The organism is Brucella ciceri (assembly GCF_041930145.1).
Lineage (GTDB): Bacteria > Pseudomonadota > Alphaproteobacteria > Rhizobiales > Rhizobiaceae > Brucella > Brucella intermedia.
Map to the genome: position 1 here is coordinate 48,439 of NZ_JBHEEV010000005.1, position 16,597 is coordinate 65,035.

A 16,597-nucleotide genomic window follows, 5' to 3' on the forward strand; every position below is an offset into this window, starting at 1 on the left:
AACCGGCGGCAGAACAACTGCCGCCACCGGAGGAAATGCATTGGAACTTCTGCTGGATGTGGAGGGGCTGAAAAAGTCCTTTGGCGGCGTTGCCGCCTTGCGGAACGGACGCCTCCAGTTGCGGCCCGGCTCGGTGCATGCACTTTGCGGGGGCAACGGCGCGGGCAAATCCACCTTTCTGAAAATTTTGATGGGCATTCACGCCCGTGACGAAGGTCATATCCGGCGGCGCGGAAAAGAAGTCACATATTCCAGCCCTGCTGAAGCGTTGCAGGCGGGCATCGCCATAATCGAGCAGGAGCTGAGCCCCATCCCGCACATGACCGTGGCGGAAAACATCTATCTGGGCAGAGAACCGCTTCGTCGTTTCGGCGGCATCGACTTCAAAACGATGAACCGGAATGCCCAAAAACTTCTCGACCAACTCGAATTCAAAATTCGCGCCAATCAGTTCATGATGAATCTGTCCGTCGCCCAGATTCAACTGGTTGAGATCGCAAAAGCGCTCAGTCACGACGCCGAAGTCATTTTCATGGACGAACCGACGTCTGCCATTGGCGAAAAGGAAGCCCAGCAGCTTTTTGCCGCGATCGAACGGCTGAAAGCGAGCGGCAAAGGGGTCGTTTACGTCTCGCATCGCCTGTCGGAAATTTTTCAGATTGCCGACACCTATACCGTGTTTCGCGACGGCAGCTATATCGACAGCGGCGATCTCGGAGCTATCACGCGCGCAGAATTGATCCGTTTGATCATCGGACGGGAATTGGGTGACGAATACATCAAGACGAATGTCCCGACAGAAGTTCCAGGCCTCGAGGTCTTGGGCCTCAGCGCACCAGGCAAGATAACCGATATCTCCTTCACCGCGCACAAGGGTGAGATCTTCGGCATCTACGGATTGATGGGGTCGGGTCGTTCGGAAATATTCAACTGTCTTTTCGGACTGGATAAAGCCTCCCAAGGCGCAATCCGTCTGGAAGGTGAGACGATAAGCATCCGGCGTCCCTCGGATGCCATGGCGCTCGGGCTCGCCTTCGTGACGGAGGACCGAAAACTCACCGGACTCAATCTTGGCGACAGCGTTCGCAACAATATCTGCCTTGCCAGCCTGCCCGAGATGAGCCCGCATTTTGCAATGAACCGACGCGAGGAATCGTCAGCCAGCAGGGCAATGATCGAGCGTTTCAGGATCAAGGTCGCGCATGACACGATGGCGGTTTCCGGCCTTTCGGGTGGCAACCAGCAGAAGGTCGTACTTGGAAAATGGTTCCTGCGAAGCCCGCGCGTTCTGCTGCTTGATGAACCAACGCGCGGTGTCGATGTCGGCGCAAAACAGGAAATTTACCGCGTCATCTGCGAATTTGCCGCCGAAGGCGGAACTGTAGTCATGATCTCATCGGAGATCGATGAGGTTCTCGGCATGTCCGATCGCATCATGGTCATGCGCGGGGGACAATCGGTTGGCATTTATCGCAGGGCGGAAACGAACGCGCAGACGCTGGTGCATCTTTCGACATGAAGATTGACACGGAAGCACCGCGTATCGGTTGAGACCAAGGAGATAGAACAGTCGCCTGCATCAGCACTTGCGGCCGGTTCTGGAGAGGTAGAACAGTGTCCACCACAGAGAATAATTCACCAACCAGCTGGTTTGGCTCCGAACGTCGCAGGCTGGTCGTTCAGGAATATGGCATATTCATCGCCTTCCTGCTTCTGGCCACGATCCTCTCGTTCTCCAACGAGTATTTCCTGACAGCAGGCAATATTTCCAACGTTTTGCTGCAAACCTCCATCAACGGCATTCTCGCCATCGGCATGACCTTCGTCATTCTGACGCGTGGCATCGACCTCTCCGTTGGCTCTGTGGTCGCATTGGCCGGTATCGTCAGCGCCAGCCTTGCAACCACGTCGGCGACGGCAGGCATTGCGGGGGCTCCATATTCACCGTTCATAGCCATTCCCGTCGGCCTGCTCGTGGGCATCGGCTGTGGCGCGCTGGTCGGCACGATAGTCTCACGCTTCGCGGTTCCGGCATTCGTGGCCACGCTCGGCATGCTTTCCGCAGCGCGCGGCCTGACCTTGATCTACGGCGGCGGCAAGCCGGTACCCGCCCTTGTCCCGGATTTTCGCTGGATTGGAACCGGCAACATTCTCGGCGTTCCGGTTCCTGTCATTCTGCTCGCGATCGTGTTTCTGGTATCATGGTGGATTCTGAATCGCTCGCGGTTCGGCCGCTATATCTACGCTGTTGGCGGCAATCCCCACGCCGCGAATACTTCTGGCATCAACATATCACGGGTGCGCTTTTCTGTTTACGTCATCTCCGGCGGGCTGGCCGGCCTTGCAGGCATGGTCCTGTCGGCCCGCACCGGATCGGCGCTGCCGCAAGCGGGTATCAGCTATGAACTCGATGCCATCGCAGCGGTCGTCATTGGCGGCACCAGCCTGTCGGGCGGCGTCGGGCGCATCACGGGAACACTCATCGGCGCGCTCATCATCGGTGTCATGAACAACGGTCTCGATCTGATGGGTATCCAGTCCTACTACCAGCAGGTTTTGAAGGGAGCACTCATCGTAGGCGCGGTCATGCTTGATCAGAAACGCAACCAGGGCGCCTAGAGCAGGCCTCCCGAAAGCAGGAAACGGTTTCGGGGTAAGGACATGCGCAAAAGCAAACGGAAGGGCATTTCTTCCGATTCAATTCAAACGGGAAATTGCCTAGCCGCACCGCCCCCATTTTCAAGAACGGCATACTGATCGGTATGCCAAATCAACAAGGAGGAGATTGCAATGAAAAAACTGTTGATCGCGCTCGCTGCGGCGTCCGCACTAATCGTTACGCCATCACTGGCACAAGACAAGAAGCTCAAGATCGGCGCGGCGCCTTACGGATTGAATGCCGAGTTCATGCAGGTCTGGTCGGAAGCCCTGAAAAAGCATCCGGCGGTCAAGAACGGCGAGGTTGACCTGACTATATTCGACGGGCGTTATGATGCGCTGGTCCAGCAGGAACAGTTCAATACGATGATTACGCAGAAGTTCGACGCGATCATCTTCGTGCCTATTGATATCGAGGCAGGTGCTACCGCCGTTCAGGCCGCCAGCGACGCAGGCATCCCGGTTGTAGGTTCGAACACACGCGTCAACTCCGATTTGCTCGCGGCCTATGTCGGCTCCGACGATACGGTGTCGGGCTATATGGAAGCCAAGGACGTGCTCGACAAGATCGGCTGCAAGGGAAATGTCGTCATCCTTGAAGGACCAATCGGCCAATCCGCACAGATTTCCCGTCTGGAAGGCAACAAGAAAGCGCTGGCCGAATGCCCGGACGTGAATGTTCTTGAAGACCAGACTGCGAATTGGTCTCGCGCTGAAGCGCAGACCCTTATGGAGAATTGGCTGACCGCACATCCCGGTCAGATCAAGGGCGTGATCGGCCAGAATGACGAAATGGCGCTCGGAGCGATCGAGGCGATCAAGGCCGCCAACCTCAAGGTGAGTGATTTCGCAATCGCCGGCATCGACGGTATTACCGATGCACTGCATGCGGTCAAGGAAGGCACGATGACTTCCATTCTGCAGGATGCAAATGCGCAGGCACAAGGCGCTCTCGACCTTGCGATCTTCCACGCCAAGAAGGGCGAGTACAAGCCTCAATCCGATATCTGGGCGCAGTATCCGGATATGCCGTTTAACGACGGCAAGAACAAGAACTACAATGTTCCATGGACGCCCGTGACCGCTCAAAACGTCGACAAGCTCCTGGAAAGCCGCAAGTAACGCTGCCTGGGCGGCCCCGCCACTTATCGTGAAAGTCATGATAGGGATGCCGGGCCGCCAGGCTCACAAACCAGACTCCCGAGGCACAAAATGTCCGATCAAGCTCCCCAAATTGACCTGAACTTCCCGCTTTCCGGAAAAATTGCAATCGTGACCGGAGGCGCTTCCGGGATCGGTGCTGCAATATCCAGAGCTTTCATCGCCAAAGGCGCCAAAGTCGCAGTGCTCGATATCAGCGCTGATATTGCGAAAGCCAAAGCCGCGGAACTCGGCGAAAACGCAAAGCCGTTCGTTTGCGATGTTTCGAGCCAGCAGTCGGTCAATGACGCAATCGCAGCGGTCAATGATGAGTTCGGCACAATCGACATTGCGGTCAATAGCGCAGGTGTCGTCTATCTGGCTCCCGCAGAAGAAATTTCGCTCGATGAATGGGATAAGACCATCTCCAATAATCTGAAAGGAAGTTTCCTCGTTACTCAGGCGGTCGGTCGCGCCATGATCGCTGCGGGCAAGGGCGGCAAGATCATCAATCTCGCCTCTCAGGCAGGCACAGTCGCTATTGAAGAACACGTCGCCTACTGCGCGTCGAAGTTCGGCGTCATCGGCATGTCGAAGACCTTCGCAGCCGAATGGGGCAAGCATGGAATATGCGTCAACACACTTTCACCGACCATCGTGCTCACGGAACTCGGCAAGAAGGCCTGGGCCGGTGAAAAGGGCGAGGCCGCAAAGAAGCGTATCCCCGCAGGGCGTTTTGCCTATCCAGAAGAGATTGCCGCAGCAGCCGTATTCCTCGCATCTGCAGGAGCCGACATGATTACTGGTGCCGATCTCCTGATCGACGGCGGCTATACCATTCTTTGAGCCCAGCGCTCATTCATCTTACAGGAGATATCATGCAGCGCTTCATCAACAATCCGGACGAAGTCGTGGAAGATACCGTGAAGGGTTTTGTCAAAGCTCATTCCGACATCGTCCGGCTCGCGGAAAACCCGCGTGTCATTGCTGCGAAAGATGCCCCCGTCGCCGGCAAGGTCGGTGTCGTTACAGGTGGCGGTTCCGGTCATGAGCCCGCTTTCATCGGTTACACGGGGAAGAACATGCTTGATGCGGTAGCGGTGGGGGAACTGTTTTCCTCGCCAACCGCCAAGAGTTTTCACGATGCCATACGCGAAGCAGACGGCGGCAAGGGCGTTGTCGTCCTTTATGGCAACTACGCGGGCGACAACATGAATGTGAAGATGGCGACCAAGTTGGCCGCCAAGGACGGCATCGAAGTTGCGACAGTCGTCGCGAACGACGATGTCTGTTCAGCCCCTGCCGACGAACGCGAAAAGCGGCGCGGCGTTGCCGGCGAGATTTTCATGTGGAAGGTTGGCGGCGCAAAAGCGGCAACTGGAGCCGCGCTGGAGGAGGTTCGCGCCACAGCGCAGAAGGCCATCGATAACTGCCGTTCGATCGGTGTGGGGCTCGGTCCATGCACGCTGCCTGCCGTCGGTCATCCGAATTTCGAGATCGCGCCGGGAACGATGGAAGTCGGGATCGGGCATCACGGCGAGCCTGGGGTGCGGGTGGAGCCGCTCAAGCCCGCAGCCGAAGTCGCAAAAGATATGTGCCAGATCGTGCTCGATGACCACGAACTTGCTGAAGGCACCGAAGTGGCCGTGCTTATTTCGGGTCTGGGCGCAACGCCGCTGAACGAGCTTTATATCCTCAACGACACGATTGAATCCGAGATCCGGGCACGCGGACTGACAATCCATCGCACTTATATCGGCAATTATTTCACTTCGCTTGAAATGGTCGGCGCAACGCTGACGATCATGGCGCTGGACAACGAACTGAAAGAACTGCTCGACGTGGAAGTGCGCTGCACCACCATTCTGTAAGGAAGAGACCTGTGCAAACACTCAATAACGCAAAAGCCGGAGACATCGTGCTGGCAATGGCCGACCGGATTGTCGAGAACCGCGCCTATCTCAGCGAGATCGACGGCAAGATCGGTGATGGCGATCACGGCGTCAACATGGCCAAGGGGTTCAACATGGCCGCCGAACGACTGAAGGGGAAGAACGAGACACTGGCCGCTTCTCTCGATACGCTTGGCACAGTGCTCATGACCGAGATCGGCGGCTCGATGGGGCCGCTTTACGGCGTGATGTTCACCGAATTTGCGGAAAAAATAGACGGGATCGAGAATATCGATGCGGCTGCGTTCAGCCGCATGCTTCACGCCGGGCTTGAAGGTATCCAGTCAATCGGCTCTGCAAAGGTCGGTGACAAGACATTGCTGGACACGCTCGTGCCTGCCATCGAAGCTTTCGATGAAGCCACCGCTGCCGGAAAGTCATTTGCCGAGGCCCTCGAAGCTCTCGTCTTAGCCGCTGAGAAAGGCCGGGATTCGACGATCGATCTGGTGGCGAAGATCGGTCGCGCCAGCCGTCTTGGCGAAAGGTCGCTGGGTGTTCTGGATGCCGGAGCGACATCCTGCGCCATTATCCTCAAGGAACTTTCCGACGGCGCACGGGTGCGGTTCCAGTAGGGATTACCGACGATCAGCAGGCCCGGTGTAAAGCCAGGAACCGGGCCTGCTGTTTCCGCGCATTCTAAAAAACTCCAAGCAAAACCGTTGTATTGCCAGGCAACCCGACGATAGAGCAGTCCGGTTAAGACAGGTTCAGCAGAACCGCTCAATCTTCTGTTTTTACGCATTATCCAACACAAAACCGCTTCGCACTTTTGTTGGATATGTTTAGAAGGAAACAAGAGGTTCAGTGCAGAGAACATGGCGCCAAACGGAAAAACAACCGCAAGCAAGATTGGACAGGTGGAACCGACCCACGGCATTCCGCTGCGCTATGGTGACGATCCGTACGTTTGGGCGTGCTGGCTCTATTATGAAGATGGGCGCACGCAGGGTGAAATCGCTGAAATCATGGGGATTTCGCGGGCTACCGTGAACAGCTATCTGGCGGATGCCCGTAGCCGTGGCATCGTCAACATCTCGATCGAACCCGCGCGCCTCGGTTCCCTTGCAATCGCGCAGGAACTCAAGCGCCATTTCGGATTGAACGACTGTCTGGTAGTGCCAAATGATGACGGCGCGCAGGCGCTTATCGACCGGCTTGGAACCGCAGCTGCGCAAGCAATCGCCAAGCTTCTAAAATCCGGGGATACGCTCGCTGTCGCCTGGGGGCGGACGGTCCTCGCTATCGCTGAGAACACCCGCATAGCCAATCTGCAGGATGTGACCGTCGTTCAGGCTACCGGTGGAACACGCGCCAGTTTCGCTTACACCCCCGAATTATGCGCGGCAGCCATGGCACGGGCGACAAATGCGCATCTCGTCAACATCACAGCGCCAGCTATCGTATCCAGTGCTCACGTCAAGGCAGCAATAGTCGGAGAACCGATTATTGCGGAGCAGTTCCAGGCATTGGACCACGCGAACAAGGCGTTGTTCGGTATTTCTTCGCTCCGACCGAATTCCACGATTCATACCAGCGGCTTTTTCGAGAACGTCTCCATACAGGAATATCTGGCCAAGAATGCCGTCGGCGTCGTCGCCGGGCGCTTCATCGATTCTCATGGACAGCCTGTATCAGGCCCGCTTGACGACAGGACCATCGGTATTACGCTCGACAGGTTGCGCAACATCGACATGCGCATCGCAGTTGCAGGTGGTTTCGACAAAGTACCTGCAATTCTCGCCGCCTTGCGGGGCGGTTATATCAACATTCTGATTACCGATGCCGCGACAGGACGCGGTATCCTCAACGCGGATGGCGTGACTGAAATCGACAGCAAGCTTTCGCAGAAGCTGCGTGCGGAGCCGGCCCACGTGTCCAGCCATTACCGCACGCATATCAAGAAGTTTCTGAACAGTCCCGACGATGTCGTGGAGGAAATGCTTGATGGCGCCACCAGAGCGCACCGGTCCTATCTCGCTCCTATCAACGGATCGAAACGCGCGCTCGTCGCACGGACCGGGCCCCGACAGGGAAAAGTAGGACTGGTGATTGGCGGCGGGTCCGGGCATGAACCGTGTTTTCTGGGCTATGTCGGAAAAGGGCTTGCCGATGCGGTAGCCATCGGGAATGTCTTTTCCTCGCCTCCCCCTGCCCCAATTCTCGAATGCGCCAAGGCCGCCTCCGGCGGAGAAGGCGTCCTCTTCGTCTATGGCAACTATGTCGGGGATGTCATGAATTTCGAGATGGCGGCCGAAATGGCGCAGGAAGCTGGCATTCCCACACGGACCGTTCTGACAACAGACGATATATCGTCGTCCCCAGTGGAGGATCGCGACGGTCGGCGCGGCGTAGCGGGAAATTTCTTCATCTTCAAGGCAGCCGGTGCAGCGTGTGACCGCGGCATGTCGCTCGAGGCATGCGAAGCGGTGACGCGCAAGGCCAACCGAAGAACCTTTACGATGGGCGTTGCGCTGGAGCCCTGTTCCCTGCCCCAGACACGGCGCCACAATTTCGAAATCGGCGCTGAAGAAATGGAGATCGGCGTGGGTATTCACGGCGAACGTGGCGTTGTTCGCGAGAAAATGATGTCCGCCGATGCCATTGTCGATCACATCATGGACCGGATTTTCAGTGAGATGAATGCATCGCCGGGAGATCGGGTGGCGGTACTGGTAAATTCGTTCGGCTCAACGCCGCTGATGGAACTCTACATTTTGTTCCGACGCGTCGAACAACGGCTGAGCGCCAAGCAAATAACAATCGAAGCCAATTGGGTAGGCCACTACTGCACATCGCTGGACATGAACGGAGCATCTATATCCGTCATGCACCTCGATCAGGAATTGTCCGATCTCTTGTCGCATCCTTGCGATACGGCTTTTCTGCGGGTCAACTGATTAAAGCCGCTTTCGGCGGTTACATGAATTCCAGATTGTCTGGGAGGTACAAATGCAGGAAACTGCAGCGCGTCGTCTAAGCCGAATGTTCCAGCTCATTGCCTTTTCGATGAAGGAGGAAAAAGAACGACTTTCCGATCTCGACGGAGCAATTGGCGATGCGGATCACGGCATCACCATGGTGCTGGGCTTTTCAGCCATCAACAGCGCGCTTGCCAAGTTGGATTTGGAGCACATACTCCCTTCCGAGATTTTCGCCGCAGCTGCAGCCGCTTTTCTCGACACCGTGGGCGCTTCCACCGGTCCCCTCTATGCGACGGCATTTCGCCACGCTTCCAAGGCCCTTAAACCGCGCGAAAGCCTCGACGCCGAGGACCAGGCCGGCATCGTCGAGGCGATCACACGAGGCATTCAGGAACGCGGAAAGGGACAACGTGGCGATAAAACCATGCTGGATGCATGGATACCGGCGATGGAAACGGCTGTTGACGCGCGAACGCACGGCTTGAGCAGCCTGGAAATGTGGAACAGAATTCTCGAAGCAGCTGAAAAGGGTGCGGATTCAACCCGTTCTATGGTGGCCGCACGGGGCCGCGCTGCTCGTTTGGGTGAGCGCTCGCTTGGTCATGTCGATCCCGGTGCTGCTTCTGCGGTCATCATCCTGCGCTCCATGCGGGACAGCTTCTACGAAACCGTTTAAAGCCGATTTCGACTTATTCAGTCACTGGTGGTTTACACCCACGACTCAGCGAGCCCATTGGGAAATGGCATTCTCGCCACGCGGATAATACAAGCCAACTATCTTTCCCGGAGTGCTTCCCGCGCTCTGTTGAAAGGCTTGATGAGGTAATCCATAACAGTCTTGCTGCCGGTATGAATGTCAACGGTAGCGACCATGCCGGGGACGATTGGAAAACGCTCGCCAGTTTTGTTGAAAAGTGCGTCTGTTTCGGTCTTTATGAAGACACGATAGTAGAACTCTTCCGGTTTGACCTCGTCCTGAATTGTATCCGGTGAAATACTGACGACCTTTCCCTTCAAGCTGCCATATATCGCATAGTCATACGCGGTGACCTTGACCGTTGCTGGCTGGTCGGGATGGATATAGGCAATGTCGCGCGGGGAGATGCGAGCCTCGATGAGAAGCTGTTCATCCAGCGGGACGATAATCATCAGCTTGCCGTTGGGAGGAACCACACCGCCTATCGTCGAAACTTCAATGTTCTTCACGATGCCGCGCACTGGAGAGCGCAGGGTCAGCCGCGCAAGCGAGTCCGCCCGGCCCCTTATCACCGAAGAAAGCGATTCCACGTCCGCATTAGCTTTCGCGAGTTCCTCACGTGCCTTGACAATATAGTCCGATTGGATCTCGGTTTCCTTGAGTTGAAGCTCGACAAGCTGCCGCTTCAGCCGGATGACTTCCACATTGCTGGCAGCGCCCATCTTTGTCAGCGACTGGCTGATGGCGAGTTCGTCCTGCGCCAGTTTCTTAGACTCCGCAAGCCAATCGAGCGACTCCTTGAGGCTGCGTTTGCGCGCTTCATATAACTTGGTCTCTGATGCCTGAAGCGAAGGAAATGCATCCAGTTCGTCAGGAAATTCCAGATCGCTCCCATTGACTTCCGCCGTCAGACGAGCGGAACTGGCCAGCGCAGCACGGTATTTGGCGGAACTTTCCTGTACCGTTGCCTCAGTGACCGTTGGATCGAGCTGAGCCAGTATCTTGCCTGGTTCGACGACATCGTCCTGACGAACATAAAGCTTCGCTAGAACCCCGCCCTCCAAGGACTGGATCACCTGCTCCTGGGACGTTGGAACTACCTTGCCGGTGCCAGTCGACACTTCATCGAGCAAAGCCAGATAAGCCCAGATCAGCAGAACCGCGAAGAACAGGAATACAAGCCGGACAAAACGCTTCGAACGTTTCAGCCGTGCACCGTCGACACTCCCGTTCACCCAATCGCCGAAATCTTCGCCAAGGGCTGCCATATCGCCATTCTCCCAACCAGAGCCAGTTCCTATGTTCTGGCCGATGCTGCAGGGGCCGTTCTCGGGGCTTCGACCTTGCTTACGCCGAGCAGGGCCTGCAGCCCACGTTCTTTGGTATCGTTCAGTGCTATCTGTCCGTTTTCGACGACGATAAGCCGTTCAACCAGTTCCAGCACCCGCGTGCGATGTGTCGCGAGGACCACGGTGCGCCCTGCGCTCCACTTTGCGAATTGCTGGATGAAATGGCGCTCGGTCGCCTCATCCATCGTGGATGTCGGTTCATCGAGCAGCACCACCGACGGGTCCCGTATCAGCAGCCGCGCCAGCAATATGGCCTGCTTCTGGCCCCCGGAAAGACCGCTTCCCCCTTCCTGAACAAGATATTCGAGGCCTTGCGGAAGTTTGCGGATAAAGCCATCGGCTCCGACCATGGCAAGAACGCGCCGGATCTCATCGTCCGAAGCGTCAGGCGCACCCATCGTGATATTGTCGCGCAATGTGCCGAAGAACAGGCGCGAATTCTGTGTCAGAAGACCGATGTCGCGCCGGACGTCCGCCGGATCGATCTGCGGCAAGGAGAGATCGTCCAGCAGAACCTCACCGTCACTTGCGTCCATAAGCCCCGACAGGGCGAGCAGGAGCGTGGATTTACCTGCACCGTTTCGTCCGAGAACAGCAACCCGCTCACCGTGTTCGATCTTAAGGTCGCGCACCAGCAGCGCTGGAGGCGAGCTTTCATCACCATAACGGAAGAGCGCGTTCTTCAGGAGATAGGAACCCTTGATATGCGGGCAGTGAATCCGGGTTTCGCTGTCGGGATGGTCGACCGGCATCTGCATAAGACGGTCCAGTCCTTGTTTTGCGATCCTCGCATGCTGCAAACGCCCGGCGATCTGCGTAAATTGCGCCATCGGCGCCAGCATACGCGAACCGAGAATGGATGCGCCGACAAGTGCGCCGGTGGTTATGTCACCACTGATGACCATGGGCGCACCGATAAATACCGTCAACACGTAAACGCCCGTCTGCACATTCTGGGTCCATACGCTCAATCCGTTTGTAACGGAACGAAGCCTGATCTGCGCCTCGCCGGTAACAGCATTGAAATGGTTCCACTGCTGTTGGAAGCGATCCTCCGCCTGCAGGCTTTTGATGTCTTCTATGCCCTGTACTGTTTCCACCAGCATGGCGTTTCGTAATGATGACTCGCGCATGGCCTCATTGGCGTGCCGGCGGAGACGCCTTTGCAGAAAGACACCGGGCAAGATCAAGGCTGCGATCGCGGCCAGCGGGATAAAGACCAACGGCCCCGCCAGCCACCAGAACAGCACGAGAAACAGAAGGAAAAACGGCAGGTCCGCAATTGCTGCAACGGTCGTTGAGGTCAACAATTCGCGCACTTGTTCAATATCGCGCAACTGCGCGATGAAAGAACCTGTAGAAGTCGGTCGGGCCCGGTTACGCACCCGGAGCGCGTGACCGAACACGACATCTGACATTTGCAGGTCGGTACGCTTTCCGAGCATATCAATGATGCCCATTCGTGCGCGACGCATCATGAAATCGAAGCAAATCGCCAGCACGACGCCGCTGAACAGAACATAGAGCGTATTGAACGACTGCGCAGGGATGACACGGTCATAGACCTGCATCGAAAAAATGATACCCGTCAGCCCAAGCACATTGGCGATAAATGAAGCGACCAGCACATGGCTATAGGACCCAAGATCATGAAAGACGATCCGCCTTAGCCAGTTTTCCTCGAAAGGCTTGATATAGGCATCGACGCGCGCATCAGGAACAGTCCGGGCCGGGCGAGCCAGCAGAACATGACGGGTTTGGACGACAAGAGCATCAAGGGGAAATGCATGTTCCAGCCCCTGTTCGCCGCTCAGCCAGACCCCAGCTTCCCTATCCGTTGAAATCTTGTGAACAACCGCCAATTGCCCATCCGTCAATTCAAGAATGAAAGGCACATGCCAGTTGGAAAGATTGATATTTTGTGGGTCGACCAGCTTGATACCCAGCCCCATGCGGCGGGCCATCGCATGAAGCTTCATCTCGTCAGTTGAATTGGGGTCTATGGAAGCGGCGGCGAGTTTTACACCCTGAACAGAAAGCGGAAGTCGGTAATATTGTGCAACAAGCCGCAAGGCTTCCAGCCAGCGTTCCTGGCAAAACCTCGGCTCCTGTACGTCTTCTTCTGGCTCAAAGCTCAAGACTGATCCCATTTCGGGAGAGATTTCGCCATGTTTCATTGGCTGACCGTGCCTCCTCGCACCATCGCGGGATTGATGCCGAACTCGCGGCGTATCTTACCGGAATTATAAAGGCAGCTGATATTGAGCCGCCGCAGATCATGGACGGTATTGGCGATCTGAAACCGCGATTCATGTAATTCCTGCTCGGCATTGAGCAGGTCCAGAAGCGTTCGGGTCCCCAGTTCCAGATATTGTTCGCGGTAAAGATCGCGCGTCTTGACCATCATGTTCGCACGCGATTCCAGCGATCCCATCAACCGGCCCAACGTACCAATCTGGCTTCTCGCCTCCATGAGATTGCGCTCGATATCGTAGCGGGCGGTACTGATGGCTGCTTCTGCCGACTGGAGTGCATAGGCCGCAGCTCTTTTACGGGCTGTCGTCTGGCCGCCATTGTAGAGGTTCGACGAAACATTCAGGCCTACGGAATATTCCGGCTGGCGATCATTGCTTCGTGTATCGTCCCTCGACGCGTTGAGATCGTATCCGGTCATCGCCTCAAGGGATACGGTTGGGAGAGCTTCAGCCCGGCTGGCGGCCAGTTGCGCCTCAGCCTCCTCCTTCTCCGCCTTGGCCTGCAGCATTGCAGGCACTTCTTCCCAGTCCGGGGTTGCAGCATCGCAGGCCTTGCCCAGCCAGCCGGGCTCACCAGAAACGGGGTTTGGCGAACCGCCGCCGATCAGCGCTCCGAGAGCCACCTGCCAGCGGTTCAATTCGGACTGGTATTGCAACTGGGTAGCCAGCGCGGACTCTACACGCGCATCGGCTTGTACCTTGTCGGACATGGTGCTCGCCCCCTTGTCCGTGCGTTGGTTGACGAGGCCCGCGATGACTTTAACCCCTGCCACCTGTTCCTGGGCCAGCGCCGAAAGCCTTCTGTAGCGCTGCACCTCGACAACGGCATTGGCAGTGTCGCGCGATAGATCATCGATAGCGAGAAGAAGGCGAGCATTGCTGATATCCTTTACGGCCCGTTCAATGTCGACCGAACTGGAAACCTTGCCGAAATCGTAAAGCATCTGCGACGCCGAGACATTGAAATTCGGCCGCCAGCCTTCCCTATTGCTGCTCTGATAACCGGAAGCGACGCCCGCATTGAGCTTGGGATAGTACCCTGCCTGCGCAGCCCGAATGCGTTCGTCGGCCTGATAAATCCGGCCTGTCGCTTCGTCGACGGCTGGATGCCAGCCGACGGCACGCCGAACGGCAGTTTCCATTGTTAGGGACCCCGCTGAAGCCTGTATCGCGGGCGCGGGATTTCGAGCAGGATTGCCCCCGTCAGCAACAGGGTTTGGGGGAACGGAACCCGTTGTTGACGGGGGCCGGGGAGCCTCCGCTTTCCTTGTTGGCCGGGCAGAAAGCTGGTCTCCCGGAGCCGGGTCAATTGTAGTGGTCTGGCACGCCGCCAGAAGGCATGAACTGAGCAATATGGTTGGCAAATGATTTAAGACCGGGGCTTTATGCATCTAATATCCGTTATAACCGGCCGAAGCCTGAAAATTTTCGGATGAAACCCTGCCGCCGACCAGCCGGCGGCAGGGAAGATCGATCAAACCATATGTGCAGAGTGGGGTGGGTCCTCCTGTCTCAGCGGATCGGGTGTCAGATAAGCCAACGGATCGATCACCGTGCTGCCCTCATCTACCGTTATCAGATCGGTATCTGTGCTGCTTACCGCCGCATCGGCAGAGCTGCCTCCGCCCGTTTCGCTATCGCTGGAAGGCAGAACGATCTCACCGCCGCCGTCGTCAAGGAGGAGAGCCTCTGACAGATTATGCTGCGCCGGTTCTGGCGAGCTGTCCGAAGCATCCGATCCGGCGAGACCGCCAAGCGCCACGACATCGCCTGATGTGTCCGCCGAGAAACTCTCTGCCGATACCGGATCAGCCGTCTCCGTTGTAAACGTTACGGCCGCGCCGTCATGAAGCTGGACAACCAGTTCCGCCGTCGTTTCATAACCGCCCGGAAGCACGATCTTGTAGGTGAAGCTGTCCGTCCCTTCGCGGTCGGCATAGGCCAACGTGTCCAGCGGCTCATACTTGTATGTACCATTGCTATAGACGGTCAGGTCACCATGGACACCATGGATGACAGTGCCCGCTGCGCTTGCGTCAACAAAAGTACCGCCGTCTGAAACTACGACCCGCGAGCCTTCAGGGACGACACCATCATTGGCGACCAAGCTGCCGCTGATTGACGGATCACCAGAGATCACATGCTGATCCAGATGGGTGACGTTCACGTCAGTCGTGACAGAGATTGCCGCAAGGGCGCCCGAAAGCGTCGTATGAACCCGATAGGTTCCAGCATCTAGATCCAGACTGCCGATATCGATCGTCTTGACATTCCCGAGCACACCAACAGCCACGTTGAATGCGTTGTCGGTATTAACATCCTGCCAGACACTGCCAACCAATTTCTGGATTGTGACCGTACCACTGGCTAGTGCTGCAGCGGTGACCGAAACAACCACACTACCGGTCGCGTCCATATTGCTCCCGATAGTGAACTGATTGCTGTTCGCTGTCACGGTACCCAGCGCCCCGATCAAAGGCTGCGCCTGGTCGAAGTAGGCGGTATCCGTGGGGTTGATCCACGTAATATCGATTTCCGTCGCATCATTGGTAGCAGCAACACTGTAGGTCGCATCTGCACCGAGATCGGCGTCATTCCACACCAGCCCCTGTCCATCGCTGTCGATACGGACATAGAGGATAGCCTGGGTATTCGTGTTCGCCACCGGATCATGGAGCGTATAGGTGAACTGGTCCACCTTGCCGATTGCGGTGCCGTCTGCATTCGGCGTGTAGGTGTAGCTGCCATCCTGATGAATGACGAGCTGTCCGTACTGCCCGATGATCGTCGTGCCTGCCGGACCTGCCGCCACGGGATAATCGGTGCCATTGAAGTTCACGCTGGTGACGATATGCCCGGCAGCGGCAGCGCCGCCATCATTGTCGAGCACATTGCCCGTGGCTTCGCCGGTTACTATGCTCGTGTTGATATAGTCGTGATCCAGACCACTTACGGTCATGGTGGTCAGTACCGACAGTCCCACACCATTATAGACCATGAAGGCGCGATACTGGCCTGCATCCATGTCAGGGATCACAACACCATTGGCACCACCATCAAGAAGGCCAATATTGAGGATGGAGCCGCCCGTAGCGGAACCGTCAACGCTGGTCCACTGGCCTGTCAAGGCATCCCATTTCTGGACAACGACCTGATAGTCGCCCAGCACGCCGACATTGGCAAGACCGCCGAAGGCGAAGGTCAGGTCCTGAGTATGTCCCTCCGTGATCGTGAACCCGACTGAAGGAACACCGAGGACCGTCGCCTGGAGATCGATAATTCCCAGACCGATACCGATGCCCAGCAGATAGGTCGCATCTCCATTATCCACCGCCGTTTCTGTCGGCACGACGTCGACACTGGCGGCAGCGAGATCATCAGCAGCACCCGGCGTTGTGGTGCTCGGCGTCCAGCCGCCCGAACCGCTTCCGGGATTGCCTGCCGGGTCCGTCACCGCGACCGACACGGTACCAGCGGGTTGGGCCAAAACAGCCGTCGCCGTCCATGCGCCGGTCGTGCCATCCGCCGTCACCTGCGAGGTCGTGCCGTCCGGCCAGGTCACCACAACCGTCGAACCCGGTTCCGTCGTGCCGGAAGCTGTCGGGATATTGTCTCCTTCCGGATC

12 protein-coding genes are annotated in these 16,597 nt (G+C 57.0%); 8 read left to right on the forward strand and 4 right to left on the reverse strand.

Going from position 1 to position 16,597, the window contains the following annotated elements:
* Window positions 1-40: 40 nt before the first annotated feature.
* From JNC63_RS11255 to dhaL (JNC63_RS11290), 8 genes are all read left to right on the forward strand, one after another.
* Complete coding sequence (locus JNC63_RS11255; RefSeq protein WP_006469739.1) at window positions 41-1,519, forward strand: sugar ABC transporter ATP-binding protein; 1,479 nt, start codon at window positions 41-43, stop codon at window positions 1,517-1,519.
* 95 nt (window positions 1,520-1,614) lie between these two features.
* The gene (locus JNC63_RS11260) at window positions 1,615-2,619 is read left to right on the forward strand and encodes an ABC transporter permease (RefSeq protein WP_006469738.1); all 1,005 of its coding nucleotides are present in this window, start codon (window positions 1,615-1,617) and stop codon (window positions 2,617-2,619) included.
* 171 nt (window positions 2,620-2,790) lie between these two features.
* Window positions 2,791-3,780, forward strand: a complete 990-nt coding sequence (locus JNC63_RS11265; RefSeq protein WP_006469737.1) for a substrate-binding domain-containing protein — start codon at window positions 2,791-2,793, stop codon at window positions 3,778-3,780.
* Window positions 3,781-3,870: 90 nt separating this feature from the next.
* The gene (locus JNC63_RS11270; protein ID WP_006469736.1) at window positions 3,871-4,644 is read left to right on the forward strand and encodes an SDR family oxidoreductase; all 774 of its coding nucleotides are present in this window, start codon (window positions 3,871-3,873) and stop codon (window positions 4,642-4,644) included.
* A 32-nt stretch (window positions 4,645-4,676) separates the two neighbouring features.
* Complete coding sequence (locus JNC63_RS11275; protein WP_025092223.1) at window positions 4,677-5,669, forward strand: dihydroxyacetone kinase subunit DhaK; 993 nt, start codon at window positions 4,677-4,679, stop codon at window positions 5,667-5,669.
* Window positions 5,670-5,680: 11 nt separating this feature from the next.
* On the forward strand, window positions 5,681-6,322 hold the full coding sequence (gene dhaL / locus JNC63_RS11280) for a dihydroxyacetone kinase subunit DhaL (protein ID WP_006469734.1): 642 nt from the start codon (window positions 5,681-5,683) through the stop codon (window positions 6,320-6,322).
* A 243-nt stretch (window positions 6,323-6,565) separates the two neighbouring features.
* Complete coding sequence (locus JNC63_RS11285) at window positions 6,566-8,647, forward strand: bifunctional sugar-binding transcriptional regulator/dihydroxyacetone kinase subunit DhaK (RefSeq protein WP_006469733.1); 2,082 nt, start codon at window positions 6,566-6,568, stop codon at window positions 8,645-8,647.
* 52 nt (window positions 8,648-8,699) lie between these two features.
* Window positions 8,700-9,347 carry a dihydroxyacetone kinase subunit DhaL gene (gene dhaL / locus JNC63_RS11290; RefSeq protein WP_006469732.1) on the forward strand — a complete coding sequence of 216 codons (648 nt, stop codon included), beginning with the start codon at window positions 8,700-8,702 and terminating at the stop codon, window positions 9,345-9,347.
* 98 nt (window positions 9,348-9,445) lie between these two features.
* Here the strand turns inward: dhaL (JNC63_RS11290) and JNC63_RS11295 are convergent, their stop codons facing one another.
* The 4 genes from JNC63_RS11295 to JNC63_RS11310 all read right to left on the reverse strand — a co-directional run.
* Window positions 9,446-10,636 (reverse strand): beta-barrel domain-containing protein, encoded by a 1,191-nt coding sequence (locus tag JNC63_RS11295; protein ID WP_006469731.1) that lies wholly within the window; start codon window positions 10,634-10,636, stop codon window positions 9,446-9,448.
* Window positions 10,637-10,665: 29 nt separating this feature from the next.
* Window positions 10,666-12,894 carry a type I secretion system permease/ATPase gene (locus JNC63_RS11300; protein WP_374846336.1) on the reverse strand — a complete coding sequence of 743 codons (2,229 nt, stop codon included), beginning with the start codon at window positions 12,892-12,894 and terminating at the stop codon, window positions 10,666-10,668.
* A complete protein-coding gene (locus JNC63_RS11305; RefSeq protein WP_006471933.1) occupies window positions 12,891-14,114 on the reverse strand; it encodes a TolC family outer membrane protein in 1,224 nt (407 codons plus the stop codon). Before JNC63_RS11305 ends, JNC63_RS11300 begins: the two co-directional genes overlap by 4 nt.
* A 332-nt stretch (window positions 14,115-14,446) precedes the next feature.
* On the reverse strand, window positions 14,447-16,597 hold a 2,151-nt coding region (locus JNC63_RS11310; RefSeq protein ID WP_374846338.1), incomplete at its 5' end, for a BapA/Bap/LapF family large adhesin.